Origin of the sequence: Pseudomonas sp. NPDC089396 (assembly GCF_044749545.1) — a bacterium.
GTDB lineage: Bacteria > Pseudomonadota > Gammaproteobacteria > Pseudomonadales > Pseudomonadaceae > Aquipseudomonas.
In genome coordinates this window covers 55,635-75,878 of the sequence record NZ_JBIVIC010000012.1, presented here as the reverse complement: position 1 = coordinate 75,878, position 20,244 = coordinate 55,635, and the positions used below count along the sequence as shown (strand labels likewise).

The 20,244-nt window shown below is 62.7% G+C and carries 18 protein-coding genes; 11 read left to right on the top strand and 7 right to left on the bottom strand.

The features are described 5' to 3' along the window. Positions 1–28 precede the first annotated feature (28 nt). From crcB to ACIPZB_RS20705, 4 genes are all read right to left on the bottom strand, one after another. Complete coding sequence (gene crcB / locus ACIPZB_RS20720; RefSeq protein ID WP_176515148.1) at positions 29–403, bottom strand: fluoride efflux transporter CrcB; 375 nt, start codon at positions 401–403, stop codon at positions 29–31. Then, complete coding sequence (locus ACIPZB_RS20715; RefSeq protein ID WP_400642415.1) at positions 400–1,725, bottom strand: replication-associated recombination protein A; 1,326 nt, start codon at positions 1,723–1,725, stop codon at positions 400–402. The genes crcB and ACIPZB_RS20715 overlap by 4 nt, the downstream gene beginning before the upstream one ends. Positions 1,726–1,737: 12 nt before the next feature. After that, positions 1,738–2,373 carry an outer membrane lipoprotein chaperone LolA gene (gene lolA, locus ACIPZB_RS20710; RefSeq protein WP_008097734.1) on the bottom strand — a complete coding sequence of 212 codons (636 nt, stop codon included), beginning with the start codon at positions 2,371–2,373 and terminating at the stop codon, positions 1,738–1,740. Between the two features lie 62 nt (positions 2,374–2,435). Continuing rightward, the gene (locus ACIPZB_RS20705; RefSeq protein ID WP_400642414.1) at positions 2,436–4,886 is read right to left on the bottom strand and encodes a DNA translocase FtsK 4TM domain-containing protein; all 2,451 of its coding nucleotides are present in this window, start codon (positions 4,884–4,886) and stop codon (positions 2,436–2,438) included. A 361-nt stretch (positions 4,887–5,247) separates the two neighbouring features. Here ACIPZB_RS20705 and aat point away from each other — a divergent pair, with 361 nt between their 5' ends. The 3 genes from aat (at position 5,248) to infA (ending at position 7,014) form a co-directional block, all read left to right on the top strand. After that, positions 5,248–5,928: a leucyl/phenylalanyl-tRNA--protein transferase gene (aat, locus tag ACIPZB_RS20700; RefSeq protein ID WP_400642413.1), complete on the top strand. Its 681-nt coding sequence runs from the start codon at positions 5,248–5,250 to the stop codon at positions 5,926–5,928. A 56-nt stretch (positions 5,929–5,984) separates the two neighbouring features. Next, positions 5,985–6,692, top strand: a complete 708-nt coding sequence (locus ACIPZB_RS20695) for an arginyltransferase (RefSeq protein WP_008097741.1) — start codon at positions 5,985–5,987, stop codon at positions 6,690–6,692. A 103-nt stretch (positions 6,693–6,795) separates the two neighbouring features. After that, a complete protein-coding gene (gene infA, locus ACIPZB_RS20690; protein WP_002553999.1) occupies positions 6,796–7,014 on the top strand; it encodes a translation initiation factor IF-1 in 219 nt (72 codons plus the stop codon). A gap of 169 nt (positions 7,015–7,183) precedes the next feature. Here infA and clpA read toward each other — a convergent pair whose 3' ends face one another. Both clpA and clpS read right to left on the bottom strand, forming a co-directional pair. Continuing rightward, a complete protein-coding gene (gene clpA / locus ACIPZB_RS20685; protein WP_400642412.1) occupies positions 7,184–9,454 on the bottom strand; it encodes an ATP-dependent Clp protease ATP-binding subunit ClpA in 2,271 nt (756 codons plus the stop codon). 30 nt (positions 9,455–9,484) lie between these two features. Continuing rightward, positions 9,485–9,847, bottom strand: a complete 363-nt coding sequence (gene clpS / locus ACIPZB_RS20680; RefSeq protein WP_043274002.1) for an ATP-dependent Clp protease adapter ClpS — start codon at positions 9,845–9,847, stop codon at positions 9,485–9,487. A 230-nt stretch (positions 9,848–10,077) separates the two neighbouring features. Between clpS and cspD the strand changes: the two genes are divergently transcribed. Beyond that, complete coding sequence (cspD, locus tag ACIPZB_RS20675; protein WP_400642411.1) at positions 10,078–10,332, top strand: cold shock domain-containing protein CspD; 255 nt, start codon at positions 10,078–10,080, stop codon at positions 10,330–10,332. Between the two features lie 69 nt (positions 10,333–10,401). Here the strand turns inward: cspD and icd are convergent, their stop codons facing one another. Next, a complete protein-coding gene (icd, locus tag ACIPZB_RS20670; RefSeq protein ID WP_008097749.1) occupies positions 10,402–11,658 on the bottom strand; it encodes an NADP-dependent isocitrate dehydrogenase in 1,257 nt (418 codons plus the stop codon). Between the two features lie 508 nt (positions 11,659–12,166). On the opposite strand from icd, the gene ACIPZB_RS20665 reads away from it, so the two are divergent. The 7 genes from ACIPZB_RS20665 (at position 12,167) to ACIPZB_RS20635 (ending at position 20,067) form a co-directional block, all read left to right on the top strand. Further along, positions 12,167–14,392 carry an NADP-dependent isocitrate dehydrogenase gene (locus tag ACIPZB_RS20665; RefSeq protein WP_400642410.1) on the top strand — a complete coding sequence of 742 codons (2,226 nt, stop codon included), beginning with the start codon at positions 12,167–12,169 and terminating at the stop codon, positions 14,390–14,392. A 191-nt stretch (positions 14,393–14,583) separates the two neighbouring features. Then, the gene (locus tag ACIPZB_RS20660; RefSeq protein ID WP_400642409.1) at positions 14,584–15,024 is read left to right on the top strand and encodes an NUDIX hydrolase; all 441 of its coding nucleotides are present in this window, start codon (positions 14,584–14,586) and stop codon (positions 15,022–15,024) included. 59 nt (positions 15,025–15,083) lie between these two features. Next, positions 15,084–16,208: a tRNA 2-thiouridine(34) synthase MnmA gene (gene mnmA, locus ACIPZB_RS20655; protein WP_008097754.1), complete on the top strand. Its 1,125-nt coding sequence runs from the start codon at positions 15,084–15,086 to the stop codon at positions 16,206–16,208. Then, complete coding sequence (hflD, locus tag ACIPZB_RS20650; RefSeq protein ID WP_400642408.1) at positions 16,205–16,831, top strand: high frequency lysogenization protein HflD; 627 nt, start codon at positions 16,205–16,207, stop codon at positions 16,829–16,831. The genes mnmA and hflD overlap by 4 nt, the downstream gene beginning before the upstream one ends. Positions 16,832–17,021: 190 nt before the next feature. Beyond that, a complete protein-coding gene (purB, locus tag ACIPZB_RS20645; RefSeq protein ID WP_400642407.1) occupies positions 17,022–18,392 on the top strand; it encodes an adenylosuccinate lyase in 1,371 nt (456 codons plus the stop codon). An 81-nt stretch (positions 18,393–18,473) separates the two neighbouring features. Then, positions 18,474–19,640, top strand: coding sequence for a JmjC domain-containing protein (locus ACIPZB_RS20640; RefSeq protein ID WP_400642406.1), 1,167 nt, complete (start codon positions 18,474–18,476; stop codon positions 19,638–19,640). Then, entirely contained in the window at positions 19,633–20,067 is a 435-nt protein-coding gene (locus ACIPZB_RS20635) for a GNAT family N-acetyltransferase (RefSeq protein ID WP_008092882.1), read from the top strand. The genes ACIPZB_RS20640 and ACIPZB_RS20635 overlap by 8 nt, the downstream gene beginning before the upstream one ends. Positions 20,068–20,244: the final 177 nt, after the last annotated feature.

Here is a 20,244-nt window from a genome sequence, read left to right as displayed (position 1 = left end):
CGTTCTCTCGTTATGTATAGAGGTTGGTTCAGAGTCGGGTCAGGGACAGGCCGGCCCAAGTGGCCAGGAGCCCGCCCATCACGCTAATACCGGTATAGCCCACGGCCAGGGGCACCTGCCCACTTTCCATGAGGCGCACGGTATCGAGCGAAAAGGAGGAAAACGTCGTCAGCCCGCCCAGGAAGCCGACGATCAGGCCAGCGCGCAGCTCCACGGGGGCCATCGGCTTGTGCAGGAACAGGCCGTAGAGCAGGCCGATCAGCAGGCAGCCAACCAGGTTGACAGCCAGCGTACCGAGATAGAAATGCCGGGGCCAGTTGGCCGCAACCCAGTTAGAGGTGGCGAAACGCAGCAAGGTGCCGGCGATACCCCCTGCGCTGACGGCAGCGATGAGTGCGATCACGGCTTTCTCCGCTGTCGGGGGCTGTTGCGGTCGAGCTCGTGCAGATGGCGCAGTTTTTCGCCGATCTTCAGCTCCAGGCCACGGGGAACAGGCTGGTAGTAAGGCCGTGGTTCGAGCTGGTCGGGGAAGTAGTCTTCGCCGGCGGCGTAGGCATCGGGCTCGTCGTGGGCATAGCGGTATTCATCGCCATAGCCCAGTTGCTTCATCAGCTTGGTCGGCGCATTGCGCAGGTGCAGTGGCACCTCCAGCGAGCCGTGCTCGGCCGCCTCGCGCAATGCGGTCTTGAAGCCCATGTACACGGCGTTGCTCTTCGGTGCGCAGGCGATGTAGGTGATGGCCTGGGCCACCGCCAGTTCACCCTCGGGGCTGCCCAGGCGCTCCTGCACGTCCCAGGCGGCCAGGCACAGGCTCAGCGCGCGTGGGTCGGCGTTGCCGATGTCTTCGCTGGCCATGCGCACCACGCGGCGGGCGATGTACAGCGGGTCGCAGCCGCCGTCGAGCATGCGCGCGAACCAGTACAGCGCGGCATCGGGATTCGAACCACGCACCGATTTGTGCAGCGCGGAAATCTGGTCGTAGAAGGCCTCGCCGCCTTTGTCGAAGCGCCGGCGGCTGTCACCGAGCAGGCTTTGCAACAACTCTACGGCAATCTCGCCACCGTCTTCGGCCAGGTCCGAGGCGTTTTCGAGAAAATTGAGCATGCGCCGGCCATCGCCATCGGCGGCAGCCATGAGCATCTTGAAGGCCTCGTCGCCGACCCGCAGGTTGCGCTTGCCCAAGCCCCGCTCCTCGCTGAGCGCACGGTCGACCAGCTTGCGCAGCGCGACTTCGTCGAGGCTCTTGAGCACATACACTCGCGCCCGCGAGAGCAAGGCGTTGTTCAGTTCGAACGACGGGTTTTCGGTGGTGGCACCGATGAAAATCAGCGTGCCGTCCTCCACGTAGGGCAGGAAGGCATCCTGTTGAGACTTGTTGAAGCGGTGCACCTCATCGACGAACAGGATGGTACGCCGGCCGTACTGGGCGGCCTGCTGCTTGGCCACCTCGACAGCCTGGCGGATCTCCTTGACCCCGGCCAGCACCGCCGACACCGTTTCGAAGTGGGCATCGCAGAACTGCGCCAGCAGCCGAGCCAGGGTGGTCTTGCCCACGCCTGGCGGCCCCCAGAAGATCATCGAGTGCAGCGCACCCTGCTCCAGCGCCTCGCGCAGCGGTTTGCCGCGCGCCAGCAAATGCTCCTGGCCGACGTACTCGCCCAGGTTGGATGGGCGCAGGCGAGCAGCCAGGGGCTGGGCGACGGGTTCGCTTCGAAACAGGTCCATGACGAGCTCCGGTTACTCCTTGATCACGTCAGCGCCTTTGGGGATGTCGAACCTGAACTTGCTGTCCGGCACCGCCTGGTTGGCCTTGACCCCGTTGAACAGGATGTTGGTGCGCTGGCCGACGCTGTCGATCAGCTGCATGTCGTTGATCAGGCCCTTGCGGAACGACACGCGCAGCGAGTCGAACAAGGTGTCCTTGGTCTTCGGCTTGAGGGTGAAGTCCATCACATCGCCCTGCTCCTTGGAGGTGATGTCGAAGCTCTGGCTGATTTTCGACACATCACCGGACAGCAGCAGCGCCGGGGTCTGGTTCAGGCGCACGTCGAGCTTCTTGATGGTGGCCTGTTCCAGGTCCGGGTCCCACAGGGTGACGTTCTTGCCATCGGACACCACTACCTGCTCCTGCGGTGCATCGGTGTGCCAATAGAACAGGCCCGGGCGCTTGACCGTCATCTTGCCGGAGGTTTCCTGCAGGCTGGTGCCGCCGGCATCCAGGGTCAGCTGGGAGAAATTGGCTTCGATGGTCTGCGACTTCTCCAGCAACTGGGTCAGGCGCTGTACGTCCTGCTCACCGGCATAGGCCGACACCGTGGTCGACACAGAAGCCAGGGTCAGGGCAGAAACCAACAGCATGCGAATCGCGCGCATGTTTATCCTCATTGAGCATTGAAGGAGCCGGGCGCCACCGTTGGCGCCCGGCAAGGTGTTCATCAGTCGCGTGGGCCGCCTGGGGCGATCACTTCCCGCGAGCCGTTGCTGTTCATCGGGGTGACCACGCCGGCCATTTCCATTGCCTCGATCATGCGGGCGGCGCGGTTGTAGCCGATCTTCAGCTTGCGCTGCACGGCCGAGATCGAAGCACGGCGGCTTTCAAGCACGAATTGCACGGCCTCATCATACAGCGCGTCGCTCTCCGAATCTTCGCCATCGCCACCACCACCGCCGCCTTCGAAGCCGCTGCCGGCCTCTTCCACGCCATTGAGGATGTCGTCGTTGTAGTCCGGCGCGCCGCGCATCTTCCAGGCTTCCACGACCCGGTGCACTTCGTCGTCGGAGACGAACGCACCGTGAACACGGATCGGCAGGCTGGTGCCCGGCGGCATGTAGAGCATGTCACCGTGACCCAGCAACTGCTCGGCGCCACCCTGGTCGATGATGGTCCGCGAGTCGATCTTGCTCGACACCTGGAACGCCATGCGGGTCGGGATGTTGGCCTTGATCAGGCCGGTGATCACGTCCACCGACGGGCGCTGGGTGGCGAGGATCAAGTGGATACCGGCAGCCCGCGCCTTCTGTGCGATACGGGCGATCAGCTCTTCGACCTTCTTGCCGACGATCATCATCATATCGGCGAATTCGTCGACCACCACCACGATGGTCGGCAGGGTCTTCAGCACCGGAGGCTCGTCTTCCATGCTCTCGCGGCGGTACAGCGGGTCGTGGATGACCTCGCCCGCCTCCTGGGCATCCTTGATCTTGCGATTGAAGCCGGCCAGGTTGCGCACACCCATCGCCGCCATCAGCTTGTAGCGCCGCTCCATCTCGGCCACGCTCCAGCGCAGGGCGTTGGCGGCGTCCTTCATGTCGGTGACCACCGGACACAGCAAGTGCGGAATGCCTTCGTAGATCGACAGTTCAAGCATCTTCGGATCGATCATGATCAACCGCGCGTCTTCCGGGCCCGACTTGAACAGGATCGACAGGATCATCGCGTTCACGCCCACCGACTTACCGGAACCGGTAGTACCGGCCACCAGCAGGTGCGGCATCTTGGCCAGGTCGGTGATCACCGGCTTGCCGCCGATGTCGTGGCCCAGCGCCAAGGTGACCGGCGACTTCTGCTCATCGTACTGCGGCGTCGCCAGCACTTCGGAGAAGCGCACCATCTGGCGGTTCTCGTTGGGGATCTCGATACCCACGGTGGTCTTGCCGGGGATCACCTCGACCACCCGCACGCTGGTCACCGCAATGGACCGCGCAAGGTCCTTGGCCAGGTTGGCGATACGGCTGACCTTGACCCCGGCCGCCGGCTGGATTTCATAACGGGTAATCACAGGGCCCGGGTGGATGGAGTCCACCGAGACTTCCACGCCGAATTCCTTGAGTTTGATCTCCAGCAACTGGCCGACACCGGCCAGGGATTCTGGCGAATACTCGATCTTCTTCTGCTCGGCCGGGTCGAGGATGGAGATCGACGGCAGGGTACCTTCCACCGCGCTGTCGACGAACAGCGGTGTCTGCTTCTCTTTCATCACCCGCTTGCTAGGCTCGGGGGCCTTCACCGCAGGCGGCATGATCACCGGTGCCGCAGGTTGCTCGCGGGTCACCACCGTCTCGCGCGGCACCACAGCTTCACGCGGCGCGGCCGGCCGGGCTGGGGCTTCTTCGCGTTCGACGATGCGCTCGCGTGGCTGTGGCTTGATCGGCTCGCGCTTCTCGGCAGGCGTCGGCGCCGCGGTGAATTTGGGCTCGTCGACCTCGCGCAACTGCGCCTCCAGGCGTTTGCGCTCGTTGCGTGCCTCCCACCAGCGGTTGGCCGCGCCCTGCACCAGCTCGAACAGGTCGAGGGTGATCTTGCCGGTCATGTCCATCACCTTGAACCAGGACAGGTCGGTGAACACGGTCAGGCCGAACAGGAACAGGGCAATGAACATCAGCGTGCTGCCCTGCACGTTGAGCAGGTTGCGCGCGAGCTCGCCGAGGCTTTCGCCCAGGGCGCCACCGGCGGAGAACGGCAGGCTTGCCGGCGGATGGAAATGGATGTGCGCCAGCGCCGCACCGGACAGCACCAGGAACACCAGGCCGATCAGCCGCCAGGAGAACAGCCAGCCACTCCACTGCCACGGCTGGTGCCGCTCGCGGAATATCTGCCAGGTCTTGATCGCCAGCAACAGCGGGAAGATATAGGCGAAATAGCCAAGCACCATGAACAGGATGTCGGCGAAATACGCACCGGCACGCCCGGCGGCGTTCTGCACCTGCTCTGCGTTGCTGGTGTGGCTGAAGCCCGGATCGGAGGTGTCGTAGGTCAGCAGTGCCATCCACAGGTACAGGCACAGGGCGCCGACAGCGATCAACGCACCTTCCTTGAGGCGGTAATGCAGCTGCTGCCGCCACAGGGGCACGGGCAAAGGAGCTGGAGTTGCGGTGGATTTCTTCAAAACGCGTCTATTCCTGCGCGTGCTGCGCGTCCAGTAGTGATCGGCCGGTGTCTGGCCAATGAACCCCTACTTTTAACATTACTGCCCGCCGGCCGCCATGGCGGCACGCCGTATGGAGCTAGGCTGGGGGCGACTTTCGTATAGCTGCAATTTGAGCATGCATTTTCTTTTGTGACAAAGGCTTATGCTGTGTTTTTGCACAGGTGTGACAGCAAATGCGCCCAATGGTGCCTGTGGCTTCATGAAAGCGCAGGAAATTGCCTGCTCCGCGGCCAGCACCTGCGCATTGACGGGCAAGCATTGACCCTCGAAGCCTTGCGCGCCATGCTGCCCTCTCCCCTCCCCCACCGCACGATAGACCATGCTCACCTGGCTGACCCGCGACTCGCTGACCTTCCCTCCCCTGGAAAAGGCCCTGCACGACCCCAACGGTTTGCTCGCCGCCGGCGGCGACCTGAGCCCCGACCGCCTGGTGCAGGCCTATCGCCATGGCTGCTTCCCCTGGTACCAGGACGGTCAACCAATCCTCTGGTGGTCGCCTGACCCGCGCACGGTGCTGATCCCTGACGAGCTGCACGTCTCGCGCTCGCTGGCCAAGCTGATGCGCCAGGGCCGCTACCAGGTCAGCTTCGACACCGACTTCGCCGCCGTGATCGCCGCCTGCGCCGCGCCCCGCGACTACGCTGACGGCACCTGGATCACCGACACCATGCGCGATGCCTACTGCGAACTGCACCGGCGCGGCATCGCCCATTCGGTGGAAGTACGCCAGGACGGCGAGCTGGTCGGCGGACTCTATGGCCTGGCCATGGGCCGGCTGTTTTTCGGCGAATCGATGTTCAGCCGCGCCGACAACGCCTCCAAGGTCGGCTTCGTGACCCTGGTCGAGCACCTGCGCCAAGCCGGCTTCGTGCTGATCGACTGCCAGATGCCGACCAACCACCTGCACAGCCTTGGCGCCCGCGCCATCAGCCGCGCGTGCTTCGCCGAGTACCTCGCACAGCACCTCGACCAGCCCAATAGCGCCACCTGGCTGGTCTAGGCGAGTTTTGCCAGCTGGCTTACACTTAAAACAACGTCTCACCGAAGGGGTCGATCATGACAGAGTTGGCGCGGTTGAAGTTCTATGCCACTCAGCCCCACTCCTGCAGCTATCTGCCGGACGAGCAGGCAACCACCCTGTTCCTCGACCCCAGTCAGCCGATGGACGTGCATGTGTATGCCGACCTGTCGGAGATGGGCTTTCGGCGCAGTGGCGACCACCTGTATCGCCCGCACTGCCAGAACTGCAACGCCTGCGTACCGGCACGCATCCCTGCTGCTCGCTTCATTCCCAACCGTCAGCAGCGACGCATTCTCAAGCGCAATGCCGACCTCACCGTGACTGCCGCGCGACCGGCCTTCAAGGAAGAGTACTTCGACCTGTACCGGCGTTACATCGAGACCCGCCACGCCGATGGCGACATGTATCCACCGAGCCGCGACCAGTTTTCCACCTTTCTGGTGCGCGACCTGCCGTTCTGCTGGTTCTACGAGTTCCGCCTGGCCGGGCGCCTGCTGGCCGTGGCCGTGTGCGACCTGCTGCCCAACGGCCTGTCGGCGGTCTACACCTTCTACGAACCCGATGAGGAGCGTCGCAGCCTGGGCCGCTTTGCCATTCTCTGGCAGATAACCGAAGCCCTGCGCCAGGACCTGGAGGCGGTCTACCTCGGCTACTGGATCAAGAACTGCAAGAAGATGAACTACAAGACCCAGTACCGCCCCATTGAGCTGCTGATCAACCAGCGCTGGGTCACCCTCAATTGAAAGCATTGGCTTGACACACAATTTTCCGGCATAATCCACGCCACTTTTTTGCCCGCTGCGGTTATGCGTCGGGCTAACACTGGATACCTGAGGGCTCTACTGCATGTCGAAAGAAGACAGCTTCGAAATGGAAGGTACTGTCGTCGACACCCTGCCCAACACCATGTTCCGCGTGGAGTTGGAAAACGGGCACGTCGTAACCGCGCACATCTCCGGAAAGATGCGCAAGAACTACATCCGCATTCTCACTGGCGACAAGGTCCGCGTCGAGCTGACGCCTTATGACCTGAGCAAGGGCCGCATCACTTACCGTGCGCGCTAAGCTCCAGCCATGAAAAAGCCCGGCCATGTGCCGGGCTTTTTTGTGCCTTCAAGATTGTCAGGGGCTGCTCTGCAGCCCTTTCGCGACACAAGGCCGCTCCTACAGGAGTTCGCATATTCCTGTAGGAGCGGCCTTGTGTCGCGAAAGGGCCGCAAAGCGGCCCCTTGCATCACGCTACCTCTGCCGTGGTCTCGAAATCGAACACCAGTTCACCATCGCGCAAGTCGATGTGCACCACACCGCCATGCTCGGCCAGCTCGCCAAACAGAATCTCTTCGGCCAATGGCCGCTTGATCTTGTCCTGGATAAGCCGCGCCATCGGCCGCGCACCCATCTGCACATCGTAGCCCGAGGCCGCCAGCCAGCCGCGTGCGGCATCGCTGACTTCCAGCAGCACCCGCTTGTCTTCCAACTGGGCCTGCAGCTCGATGAGGAACTTGTCGACGATGCTCTTGATCGTCTCGTGGCTCAGACGGCCGAACTGGATGATGGTATCCAGGCGGTTGCGGAACTCCGGCGTGAAGCTCTTGCGAATCACTTCCATGGCATCGGACGCATGGTCCTGATGTGTGAAGCCGATCGACGCCCGTGCCGCGGTTTCTGCCCCGGCGTTGGTGGTCATGATCAGGATCACGTTACGGAAGTCGGCCTTGCGCCCGTTGTTGTCGGTCAGGGTACCGTGGTCCATCACCTGCAGCAGCAGGTTGAAGACTTCCGGGTGGGCCTTCTCGATTTCGTCGAGCAGCAACACGCAATGCGGCTGCTTGGTGATGGCTTCGGTCAACAGGCCGCCCTGGTCGAATCCGACATAGCCTGGAGGCGCACCGATCAGGCGCGACACGGTGTGCCGCTCCATGTACTCGGACATGTCGAAGCGCACCAGCTCGACCCCCAGGGCCTTGGCCAACTGCCGCGCCGCTTCGGTCTTGCCGACGCCGGTGGGACCGGCGAACAGGAACGAACCGACTGGCTTGTCCGGCGCCTTGAGGCCGGCACGGGACAGCTTGATGGCCGTGGCCAGCGAGTCGATCGCGGCATCCTGACCGAACACGGTCAGTTTCAGGTCACGCTCCAGGTTGCGCAGCAGCTCCTTGTCGGAACTGGTGACGTGTTTCGGCGGAATCCGCGCGATCTTGGCAACGATGTCCTCGACCTGCGGCACCTCGATACGCTTGACCCGGTTTGCCTCAGGCTGCAGGCGCTGGTAGGCACCCGCCTCGTCGATCACGTCGATGGCCTTGTCCGGCATGTGGCGATCGTTGATGTAGCGCGAGGCCAGCTCGGCAGCCGCACGCAGTGCCTCGTCGCTGTACTCGATGTTGTGATGACTTTCGAACCGACCCTTCAGGCCACGCAGGATACCGACGGTGTCTTCGACCGACGGCTCACTGACATCGACCTTCTGAAAGCGCCGAGCCAGGGCCCGGTCTTTCTCGAAGATGCCGCGAAACTCCTGGAAGGTGGTCGAGCCGATGCAGCGAATATCGCCAGACGACAGCAGCGGCTTGAGCAGGTTGGACGCATCCATCACCCCGCCGGACGCCGCACCCGCACCGATGATGGTGTGGATTTCATCGATGAACAGAATTGCTTGCGGGCGTTTGCGCAACTCGCCGAGCAATGCCTTGAAGCGCTTCTCGAAATCGCCGCGGTACTTGGTGCCGGCCAGCAACGCGCCGAGGTCAAGCGAGTACACCACGCTTTGCGCCAGCAGATCGGGCACCTGGCCGTCGACGATACGCTTGGCCAGGCCTTCGGCGATGGCGGTTTTACCGACGCCGGCCTCACCGACCAGCAGCGGGTTGTTCTTGCGCCGACGGGCAAGGATCTGCGCAACGCGCTCGACTTCCTGCTCGCGGCCTACCAGCGGATCGATACGACCCGCACGCGCCAGCTCGTTGAGGTTGCTGGCATAGGCGTCCAGAGGGTTGCTCGAAGACGAGGTTTCACCACCGTCCTCGTCCTGCATTTCCTGGTCGCTTTCGCTGTGCGAACCATGACCTGGCACCTTGGAGATGCCATGGGCGATGTAGTTGACCACGTCGATACGGGCCACGCTCTGCTGCTTGAGCAGGAACACGGCCTGGCTTTCCTGTTCGCTGAAGATCGCCACCAGCACATTGGCACCGGTCACTTCGCGCTTGCCGGAGCTTTGCACGTGGAACACGGCACGCTGCAGCACACGCTGGAAGCCCAGGGTCGGCTGGGTTTCACGGTCTTCGTCATTGACGGGAATAAGGGGTGTAGTGGAATCGATGAACTCTTGCAGGTCGTGCTTGAGTTTGTCGAGATTGGCGCCACAGGCGCGCAGAACGGTCGCGGCAGCCTCATTGTCAAGGAGTGCCAGCAGCAAATGTTCGACGGTCATGAACTCATGACGCTTCGAACGAGCCTCCTTGAAGGCAAGATTGAGGGTGACTTCGAGCTCGCGGTTTAACATAGCTTCACCTCATACCCAAGTGGTCGGCGATTAACCGTCCTTCTCGATTTCACAGAGTAGCGGATGCTGGCTTTCCCTGGCGTATTGGTTGACCTGCATGGCCTTTGTTTCGGCGATGTCACGGGTAAACAATCCGCACACTGCCCGCCCCTCGGTATGGACGGTCAGCATGATCTTGGTCGCCAGCTCGCGGTTCAGACTAAAGAACGTTTCGAGCACTTCGACGACGAAATCCATCGGCGTGTAGTCATCGTTGAACAAAACCACCTTGTACATAGGTGGAGCCTGCAGGATCGGCTTGGCTTCCTGTACCGCAAGACCTGAGCCGTCGTCCTCGTTCGATTGCGGGCGATCCTGATTGAATGTTAGTCGAATCTTGCTAGGTGCATGCATGGAAAGAATTTCATCATGATCGACAGGTTAACGTTGTGGGTTGACCGCACAGGCCACTGCCAGCGCACGAGCTGGGCGACCTTGACTATCGGCAAAACGGTGTTACAACCAATAAGAACCCACCGTGGTCGATAAAGATCCGCGCAGTCAACCAGATTTTTCGCATGGTTCGTATGCGGATGAAGTGGATGATACTCCAGTGATGGAGTCCTTTGCAGAGGGACATAGGGATGGCAAGCGGTAAAGTCAAGTGGTTCAACAATGCCAAGGGCTACGGATTCATCAACGAGGAGGGTAAAACCGAAGATCTGTTCGCGCATTACTCAGCGATCCAGATGGACGGTTACAAGACACTCAAAGCTGGCCAGACAGTGAGCTTCGATATCATCCAGGGGCCAAAAGGACTGCACGCGATTGCGATCGTGCCCGCTGGAGCCGAAGCCGCGAGCAAGGTGTCACCCCCTCTCGAAACCGTCAAAGCCTGAATCACCCGCTCTGCCGGTATACGAACGAACCGGCCGCTTCTTTAACAGAAGCGGCCGGTTTTCATTGCCTCACATATGTTTGATCATCTCGTCCCCGAAGCCTGAACTACCCACCAGCTTGGCCCCCTCCATCAGCCGCTCGAAGTCATAGGTCACGGTCTTGGCTGCAATTGCGCCATTGGTGCCCTTGATGATCAGGTCGGCCGCCTCGGTCCAACCCATGTGGCGCAGCATCATCTCCGCAGACAGGATCACCGAGCCAGGGTTGACCTTGTCCTGCCCGGCGTACTTGGGCGCGGTGCCGTGAGTCGCCTCGAACATGGCCACGGTATCGGACAGGTTGGCCCCCGGCGCGATGCCGATGCCGCCCACTTCCGCCGCCAGGGCATCGGACAGGTAGTCCCCGTTGAGGTTGAGCGTGGCGATCACGTCATATTCGGCCGGGCGCAGCAGGATCTGCTGGAGCATGGCATCGGCGATGGCATCCTTGACGATGACCTCGCGCCCGGTCCTGGGGTTCTTGAACTTCATCCACGGGCCGCCATCGAGCAGCTCGGCGCCGAACTCGTCCCTGGCCACCTCGTAGCCCCAATCCTTGAAGGCCCCCTCGGTGAACTTCATGATGTTGCCCTTGTGCACCAGGGTCAGCGATTCGCGGTCATTATCCACCACATACTGCAGGGCCTTGCGCACCAGACGCTTGGTGCCCTCGCGGGAGACCGGCTTGACGCCGATGCCACAGTCCTGGTCGAAGCGGATCTTGGTGACGCCCATTTCCTCCTTGAGGAATTTGATCACCTTGTTCGCCTCGGGCGAGCCGGCCTTCCATTCGATGCCGGCATAAATGTCCTCCGAGTTTTCCCGGAAGATCACCATGTCCACATCCCCGGGCTTTTTAACCGGGCTCGGCACACCCTGGAACCACAACACCGGGCGCAGGCACACATACAGGTCGAGCTGCTGACGCAGGGCCACGTTCAGCGAACGGATGCCGCCACCGACCGGGGTGGTCAGCGGCCCCTTGATCGACACCACGTATTCTCTCACCGCATCCAGGGTTTCCTGGGGCAGCCAGGTGTCCTGGTCATACACCTGGGTGGCTTTCTCCCCGGCGTACACCTCCATCCAGGCGATCTTGCGCTTGCCGCCATAGGCTTTCTGCACGGCCGCATCGACCACCTTGATCATCACCGGCGACACATCGACGCCAATCCCATCGCCTTCGATATAAGGAATGATGGGGTTGTCGGGCACATTGAGCGAATGGTCTGCATTGACGGTGATCTTGGCGCCGTCGGTCGGAACCTTGATTTTCTGGTATCCCATGCTTGCACTACTCCGCTTTCGGGTGTGATTGGACATCATGCGATCCCACTGAGCCTAAACCACATCCGCCGACCTGCAAGGCCCTATCGCCGGCAAGCCGGCTCCCACGAGAAGCCCCAGCCACCACCACCCCTGTGGGAGCCGGCTTGCCGGCGATAGATCCAGTACCGCCAAACCTGCGGCAACACACCGCATTGCCCCTACGTCTTTGGTCTTATAAATGGCGCTGATGTCACTTCGTCTTGCTGAATAGCCTGATTGGTTTGATATACTGCGCCGCGACCCAAGGGTCATCGGGGCGAATCCCAGGTAAATGCGGCTCGCCCTCGGCCAGCAATGGCCAAAAGCCTGGGTTGTTACCGCAGCTCAGCACTTGACGCTCGACTGATGCATCCACCATCACCGCTCGCAGCCTCTCGACTTTCCGCTCATGGCGTCGCCGGAGCGAAGCGCTTACCCTGCGCACCACGAGACTCGAGTACGCTCAGCACATAGAGAGTTAACCCGCATGCCCACCCGTTCCAAGATCATCTATACCTTCACCGACGAAGCCCCCGCCCTCGCCACCTACTCGCTGCTGCCGATCGTCGAAGCTTTCACCGCTTCGGCTGACATCGCCGTCGAAACCCGCGACATTTCCCTGGCTGGCCGTATCCTCGCGGCATTCCCGGAGCAACTGGGCGCCGAGAAGCAGGTAGGCGATCACCTGGCGGAACTGGGCCAGCTGGCTACCACTCCTGAAGCCAACATCATCAAGCTGCCGAACATCTCGGCCTCGGTCCCGCAGCTCAAAGCGGCGATCAAAGAGCTTCAGGCCAAGGGCTTCAACATCCCTGACTACGCCGACGAGCCGGCCACCGCCGAAGAAAAAGAATCCCGCGCGCGCTACGACCGCATCAAGGGCAGCGCCGTGAACCCGGTCCTGCGCGAAGGCAACTCCGACCGCCGCGCGCCGCTGTCGGTCAAGAACTACGCTCGCAAGCACCCGCACAAGATGGGCGCTTGGGCCGCCGACTCCAAGTCGCACGTTGCCCACATGAACAATGGCGACTTCTACGGCAGCGAGAAGGCCGCACTGATCGAGGCTGACGACAGCCTGCGCATCGAGCTGGTCGGCAAAGACGGCAGCACCACCGTGCTGAAAGAAAAGACCGCCGTCAAAGCCGCCGAAGTCATCGACTGCGCCACCATGAGCCGCAAGGCCCTGAAAGCCTTCATCGCCGAGCAGATCGCTGATGCCAAGGCCTCCGGCGTGCTGTTCTCGGTCCACCTGAAAGCCACCATGATGAAGGTCTCCGACCCGATCATGTTCGGCGTCATCGTCGAAGCGTTCTACGGCGAAGTACTGGCCAAGCACGCTGCTGCGCTGACCGAAGCCGGCTTCAATGCCAACAACGGCATCGGCGACCTGTACGCCCGCATCAAGGACCTGCCAGCCGACAAGCAGGCCGAGATCGAAGCCGACATCCAGGCCCTGTACGCCGAGCGTCCAGCCCTGGCCATGGTCAACTCCGACAAGGGCATCACCAACCTGCACGTACCGAGCGACGTCATCGTCGACGCCTCGATGCCTGCAATGATTCGTGACTCGGGCAAGATGTGGAACACCGCCGGTGAACTGCAAGACGCCAAGGCGATCATCCCGGACCGCTGCTACGCCGGTATCTACCAGGCCACCATCGAAGACTGCAAAGTCAACGGTGCCTTCGACCCGACCACCATGGGCAGCGTGCCGAACGTTGGCCTGATGGCGCAGAAAGCCGAAGAGTACGGCTCCCACGACAAGACCTTCCAGGTCAAGGCCGATGGCGTCGTGCGCGTGGTCGACAGCAAGGGCAAGGTCGTTCTGGAGCAGAACGTCGAAGCCGGTGACATCTTCCGCATGTGCCAGACCAAAGACGCGCCGATCCAGGACTGGGTCAAGCTGGCCGTCAACCGCGCCCGCCTGAGCGACACCCCAGCGGTGTTCTGGCTGGACCCGGCCCGCGCCCACGACGGCGTGATGATCGAGAAGGTGCAGCAGTACCTGAAGGATCACGACACCACTGGCCTGGACATCCGTATCCTGGCGCCGGTCGACGCCATCAAGTTCTCCCTGGCCCGCATCCGCGAAGGCAAGGACACCATTTCGGTGACCGGCAACGTGCTGCGCGACTACCTGACCGACCTGTTCCCGATCATGGAGCTGGGCACCAGCGCCAAGATGCTGTCGATCGTGCCGCTGATGAACGGCGGTGGTCTGTTCGAAACCGGCGCCGGCGGTTCGGCACCGAAGCACGTGCAGCAGCTGGTTGAAGAGAACTTCCTGCGTTGGGACTCGCTGGGTGAATTCCTGGCCCTGGCCGCTTCCCTGGAGCACCTGGGCAACACCTACGACAACCCGCGCGCCAAGGTCCTGGCCAACACCCTGGACCAGGCCACCGGCAAGTTCCTCGACACCAACAAGTCGCCTTCGCGCAAAGTCGGTGGTATCGACAACCGCGGCAGCCACTTCTACCTGACCCTGTACTGGGCCGAAGCCCTGGCTGCCCAGAGCGACGACGCCGCCCTGCAAGCGCGCTTCGCACCGCTGGCCAAAACCCTGATCGAGAACGAAGCGACCATCGTCGCCGAGCTCAACGCCGTTCAGGGCAAGCCGGCCGACATCGGTGGCTACTACGCCCCGGATGCCGAGCTGACCGCCAAGGTGATGCGCCCAAGCCAGACCCTGAACAGCGCCATTGCCGCCCTGTAAGGTTCGCTTGAAGTAACAGCACAAACCCCGGCCACGCACCGGGGTTTGTGCTTTCTGGGAATTGGGGGCTGCTGTGCAGCCCATCGCTGGCAAGCCAGCTCCCACAGGTTCGAGACATGTGCTGTACCTGTGGGAGCTGGCTTGCCAGCGATTGGGCCGCAAAGCGGCCCCCGCGATCCAAGGACACACAAATGACCTGGCAACCCCACATCACCGTCGCCACCATCGTCGAACACCAAGGCAAGTTCCTGCTCGTCGAAGAATTCAAGGCCGGCCAGCACGTCTTCAACCAGCCCGCCGGCCACCTCGAACCCTTCGAAACCCTGCCCCAGGCCGCCCTGCGCGAAACCCTCGAAGAAACTGCCTGGGAAGTCGAGCTCACCGGCGTGGTCGGCATCTACCTCTACACCGCCCCCAGCAACGGCGTGACCTACCAGCGCATCTGCTTCGCCGCCCGCCCCGTGCGCCACCACGCCGACCTGGCCCTGGACAGCGACATCGTCCGCGCCGTCTGGCTGACCCACGAAGAACTGCTGGCCGACCCCACCCGCTGGCGCAGCGAGCTGGTGCCACGCTGCCTGGACGACTACCTCAAAGGCCCCTTGCACAGCCTCGATCTGCTGCGCGACTGACGCGCCGCCCCGGGTTTGATAGAATCGGCGTTTTTCCCCCTTGATACACATCGGTAACCATGACCAGCCCAGCACTCAAAGACCCCGCCAAGACCCGCGTCATCGTCGGCATGTCCGGCGGCGTGGACTCTTCCGTCTCCGCCCTTCTGCTCATGGAGCAGGGCTACCAGGTGGAAGGGCTGTTCATGAAGAACTGGGAAGAGGACGACGGCACCGAGTACTGCACCGCGCGTGAAGACCTGGCCGACGCCCAGGCCGTGTGCGACCGCATCGGCATCAAGCTGCACACCGCCAACTTCGCCGCCGAGTACTGGGACAACGTGTTCGAGCACTTCCTCGAGGAATACAAGGCCGGCCGCACGCCGAACCCGGACATCCTCTGCAACCGCGAAATCAAGTTCAAGGCATTCCTCGAGTACGCCCTGTCGCTGGGTGCCGACCTGATCGCCACCGGCCACTACGTGCGCCGCCGCGACACCGGCGAGCTCACCGAACTGCTCAAGGGCCTGGACCCGAACAAGGACCAGAGCTATTTCCTGCATGCCGTCGGCGGCAAGGAAATCGCCCGCACCCTGTTCCCGGTCGGCGAGCTTGAAAAGCCCGAAGTGCGCGCCATCGCCGAAAAACACGGCCTGGCCACCGCCAAGAAGAAGGATTCCACCGGTATCTGCTTCATTGGCGAACGCCGCTTCAGCGACTTCCTCAAGCAGTACCTGCCGGCCCAGCCGGGCAACATCGAAACCACCGAAGGCGAAGTGATCGGCCGCCACCACGGCCTGATGTACCACACCATCGGCCAGCGCCAGGGCCTTGGCATCGGCGGCCTGAAGGACGCCGGCGACGAGCCGTGGTACGTGCTGCACAAGGACCTGACCCGCAACGTGCTGGTGGTCGGCCAGGGCAACGAACACCCTTGGCTGTTCTCCCGCGCCCTGCTCGCCTCGGAAATCTTCTGGGTCAACCCGATCGACCTGAGCAGCCCGCGCAAGCTGACCGCCAAGGTGCGCTACCGCCAGAGCGACCAGCAATGCACCCTGGAGTTGACTGAAACGGGCTACCGCGCCGTGTTCGACGAGCCGCAGCGCGCCGTGACCCCGGGCCAGTCGGTGGTGTTCTATGACGGCGAGGTGTGCCTGGGCGGCGGTGTGATCGAAACCGCCGAGCCGTGGAGCCCGCGCGCATGAGCAACCTGCAGGAGCAATTGATTGCCCTGGGCGGAGTATTCCAGGCCGCCGTGCTGGTCGACCGCATCGCCCGCACCGGCCAGGCCAGCGAGGCCAACATCGGCTGCATGCTGGGCAGCCTGCTGGTCCGCGACCCGAAAGACACCCTGGAAGTGTTCGGCGGCGACGACCTGAACCTGCGCGACGGCTACCGCGCGCTGGTCGGCGCCCTGGAGCGCGACCCCAACAGCCTGCAGCGCGAACCGCTGCGCTATGCCCTGTCGATGCTGGGCCTGGAGCGCCAACTGAACAAGCGCGGCGACCTGCTCGACACCATCGGCAATCGCCTGCCGCAGATCCAGTCGCAGGCCGAGCATTTTGGCCTGGTTCACGAAAACGTCATCGCCTCCAGTGGAGCCTTGTACCAGGACACCCTGAGCACCCTGCGCCAGCGCATCCAGGTGCATGGCGACATGCGCTTCCTGCAGCAGGCCAGCAACGCCTCGAAGATCCGCGCCCTGCTGCTCTCCGGCATCCGCGCTGCGCGCCTGTGGCGCCAACTGGGCGGGCACCGCTGGCAGCTGGTGTTCAGCCGGCGCAAGTTGCTCAACGAGCTGTACGACATGATGCGCAACGCCTCCTGAGAAATGCGCACAAACTTTGTAGGAGCGGCCTTGCGTCGCGAAAGGGCCGCAACGCGGCCCCAGGGTCTGAGCATGCACACAAATTGCCGGGGCTGCTTCGCAGCCCTTTCGCGACGCAAGGCCGCTCCTACAGGCATTTTTCATGTATGATATGCGCCCTTCCAAAAGCCTGACTGTCCGAGAACACCCCATGCAGCTTTCTTCGCTCACTGCGGTTTCCCCTGTTGACGGCCGTTACGCCGGCAAAACCCAGGCCTTGCGCCCCATCTTCAGCGAATTCGGCCTGATCCGTTTCCGCGCCCTGGTCGAAGTGCGCTGGCTGCAGCGCCTGGCCGCTCACCCGCAGATCGGCGAAGTGCCGGCGTTCTCCGCCGAAGCCAACGCCCTGCTGGACAGCCTGGCCACCGACTTCAAGCTCGAGCACGCCGAACGCGTCAAGGAAATCGAGCGCACCACCAACCACGACGTCAAGGCGATCGAATACCTCCTCAAGGAGCAGGCCGCCCAGCTGCCTGAGCTGGCCAAGGTCAGCGAGTTCATCCACTTCGCCTGCACCAGCGAGGACATCAACAACCTGTCCCACGCCCTGATGCTGCGCGCGGGTCGTGACGACGTGCTGCTGCCGCTGATGCGCCAGATCGCCGAATCCATCCGCGCCCTGGCCCACGCCCACGCCGACGTGCCGATGCTGTCGCGCACCCACGGCCAGCCGGCTTCGCCGACCACCCTGGGCAAAGAACTGGCCAACGTCGTGTACCGCCTGGAGCGTCAGATCGCCCAGGTTGCCGCCGTACCGCTGCTGGGCAAGATCAACGGCGCCGTGGGCAACTACAACGCCCACCTGTCGGCCTACTCGCAGATCGACTGGGAAGCCAACGCCCGCGCCTTCATCGAAGACGAGCTGGGCCTGGTGTTCAACCCCTACACCACCCAGATCGAACCGCACGACTACATCGCCGAGCTGTTCGACGCCGTCGCCCGCTTCAACACCGTCCTCATCGACTTCGACCGCGACGTCTGGGGCTACATCTCGCTGGGCTACTTCAAGCAGAAGACCGTCGCTGGCGAAATCGGCTCGTCGACCATGCCGCACAAGGTCAACCCGATCGACTTCGAGAACTCCGAAGGCAACCTGGGTATCGCCAACGCGCTGCTCCAGCACCTGGCCAGCAAGCTGCCGATCTCGCGCTGGCAGCGTGACCTGACCGACTCCACCGTGCTGCGCAACCTGGGCGTGGGCTTCGCCCACAGCGTCATCGCCTACGAAGCCAGCCTCAAAGGCATCGGCAAGCTGGAAGTCAACACCGCACGTATCGCCGCCGACCTGGACGCCTGCTGGGAAGTGCTGGCCGAGCCGATCCAGACCGTCATGCGCCGCTTCAACATCGAGAACCCCTACGAGAAGCTCAAGGAGCTGACCCGTGGCAAGGGCATCACCCCTGAAGCGCTGCTGACCTTCATCGACGGCTTGGACATGCCAGCCGAAGCCAAGGCCGAACTCAAGCTGCTGACCCCTGCCAGCTACATCGGCAACGCGGCAGCACAGGCCAAACGCATCTAAGCTGACTGTCGCGTTCAACGCCCGGCCTCGCCGGGCGTTTTTATTCCCGGACGAAAATTACGTTTTTTCAATAGGTTGAACATGAATCCTGATACTCCACTTCAGCTGCTCGGCGGCATCTCGGCCCGCGAATTCATGCGCGACTACTGGCAGAAGAAGCCGCTGCTGGTGCGCCAGGCTTTCCCGGACTTCGAAAGCCCGATCGACCCCGACGAACTGGCCGGCCTGGCCCTGGAAGAGGAAGTCGAGTCGCGCATCGTGCTCGAGCACGGCGCCCACCCATGGGAACTGCGCCGCGGCCCGTTCAACGAAGACACCTTCGCCGAACTGCCGGAGCAGGACTGGACCCTGCTCGTTCAGGCCGTAGACCAATTCGTGCCGGAAGTGGCCGAGCTGCTGGAGCAGTTCCGTTTCCTGCCGAGCTGGCGCATCGACGACGTGATGATCAGTTTCGCCACCCCAGGTGGTAGCGTCGGCCCGCACTTCGACAACTACGACGTGTTCCTGCTGCAAGGCCACGGCAAGCGCAACTGGAAGATCGGCCAGATGTGCAACAGCGACAGCCCGCTGCTGCCCCACGCCGACCTGCGCATCCTCGCCGAATTCGAACAGAGCGGCGAATGGACCCTGGAGCCTGGCGACATGCTCTACCTGCCACCGCGCCTGGCCCACTACGGCGTGGCCGTCGACGACTGCCTGACCTACTCGGTCGGCTTCCGCGCGCCGAGCGCGGCCGAAGTGCTGACCCACTTCACCGACTTCCTCGGCCAGTTCCTGCCGGACGAAGAGCGCTACAGCGACGCCGATGCCCAGCCGGTCAGCGATCCACACCAGATCCAGCACGATGCCCTCGACCGCCTCAAGGCGCTGCTCGACAAGCACATGGGCGACAAGGACCTGCTGTTGACCTGGTTCGGCCAGTTCATGACCGAGCCGCGTTACCCGGAGCAGGTCGTCGGTGAAGAACTGAGCGAGGAAGAGCTGATCGAAGCCCTCGAAGATGGCGCGATCCTGATCCGCAACCCAAGCGCGCGCATGGCCTGGTCCGAGCTCAACGACGACCTGATGCTGTTCGCCAGCGGTCGCAGCTGCCCGCTGCCAGCCAAGCTGCGCGAACTGCTGAAGCTGGTCTGCGCCGCCGACGCCTTGCACATCGACAACCTCGGCGAATGGCTGCAGGATGAAGATGGCCTTATGCTGGTACAGCAACTGATCAACCAAGGGAGCCTGGGATTCGCCAATGAATAAGATTCGTGTGCGCCTCGCCGACTGGCAGAAAGACAACGCCGACATCCGCCGCATCCGCGAAGCCGTTTTCGTCGCCGAACAGCACATTCCGCCGGAGCTCGAATTCGACTCGGAAGACCAGGAGGCCCTGCACTTCCTGGCCCTGGAAGGTGATTACCCGATCGGCACCGCGCGCCTGCTGGCGGACGGCACCATCGGGCGCATCTCGGTCCTCAAGGACTGGCGCGGGCTGAAGGTTGGCGATGCACTGGTCAATGCGGTCATCGTCGAGGCGCAGAATCGCGACCTCAAGCAGCAGATGCTCAGCGCCCAGGTGCATGCCACACCGTTCTATGAGCGCCTTGGCTTTCGCGTAGTCAGCGAAGAGTTCCTGGAAGCCGGTATCCCGCACGTGGACATGGTGCGCGACTCCTGCGAGTTCGCCTGATCCATCCGCGTTGACCCCATCGCCGGCAAGCCGGCTCCCACAGGCCCCCTGTAGGAGCCGGCTTGCCGGCGATGAGGCCGGCGCAGACAAAACATCCAGACCAGAAAAACCTGTACATCCATCCAGATAAAACTTGCCTCTGCGCCCCCGCTTGCGCATCCTAGTGCCCATCATTCC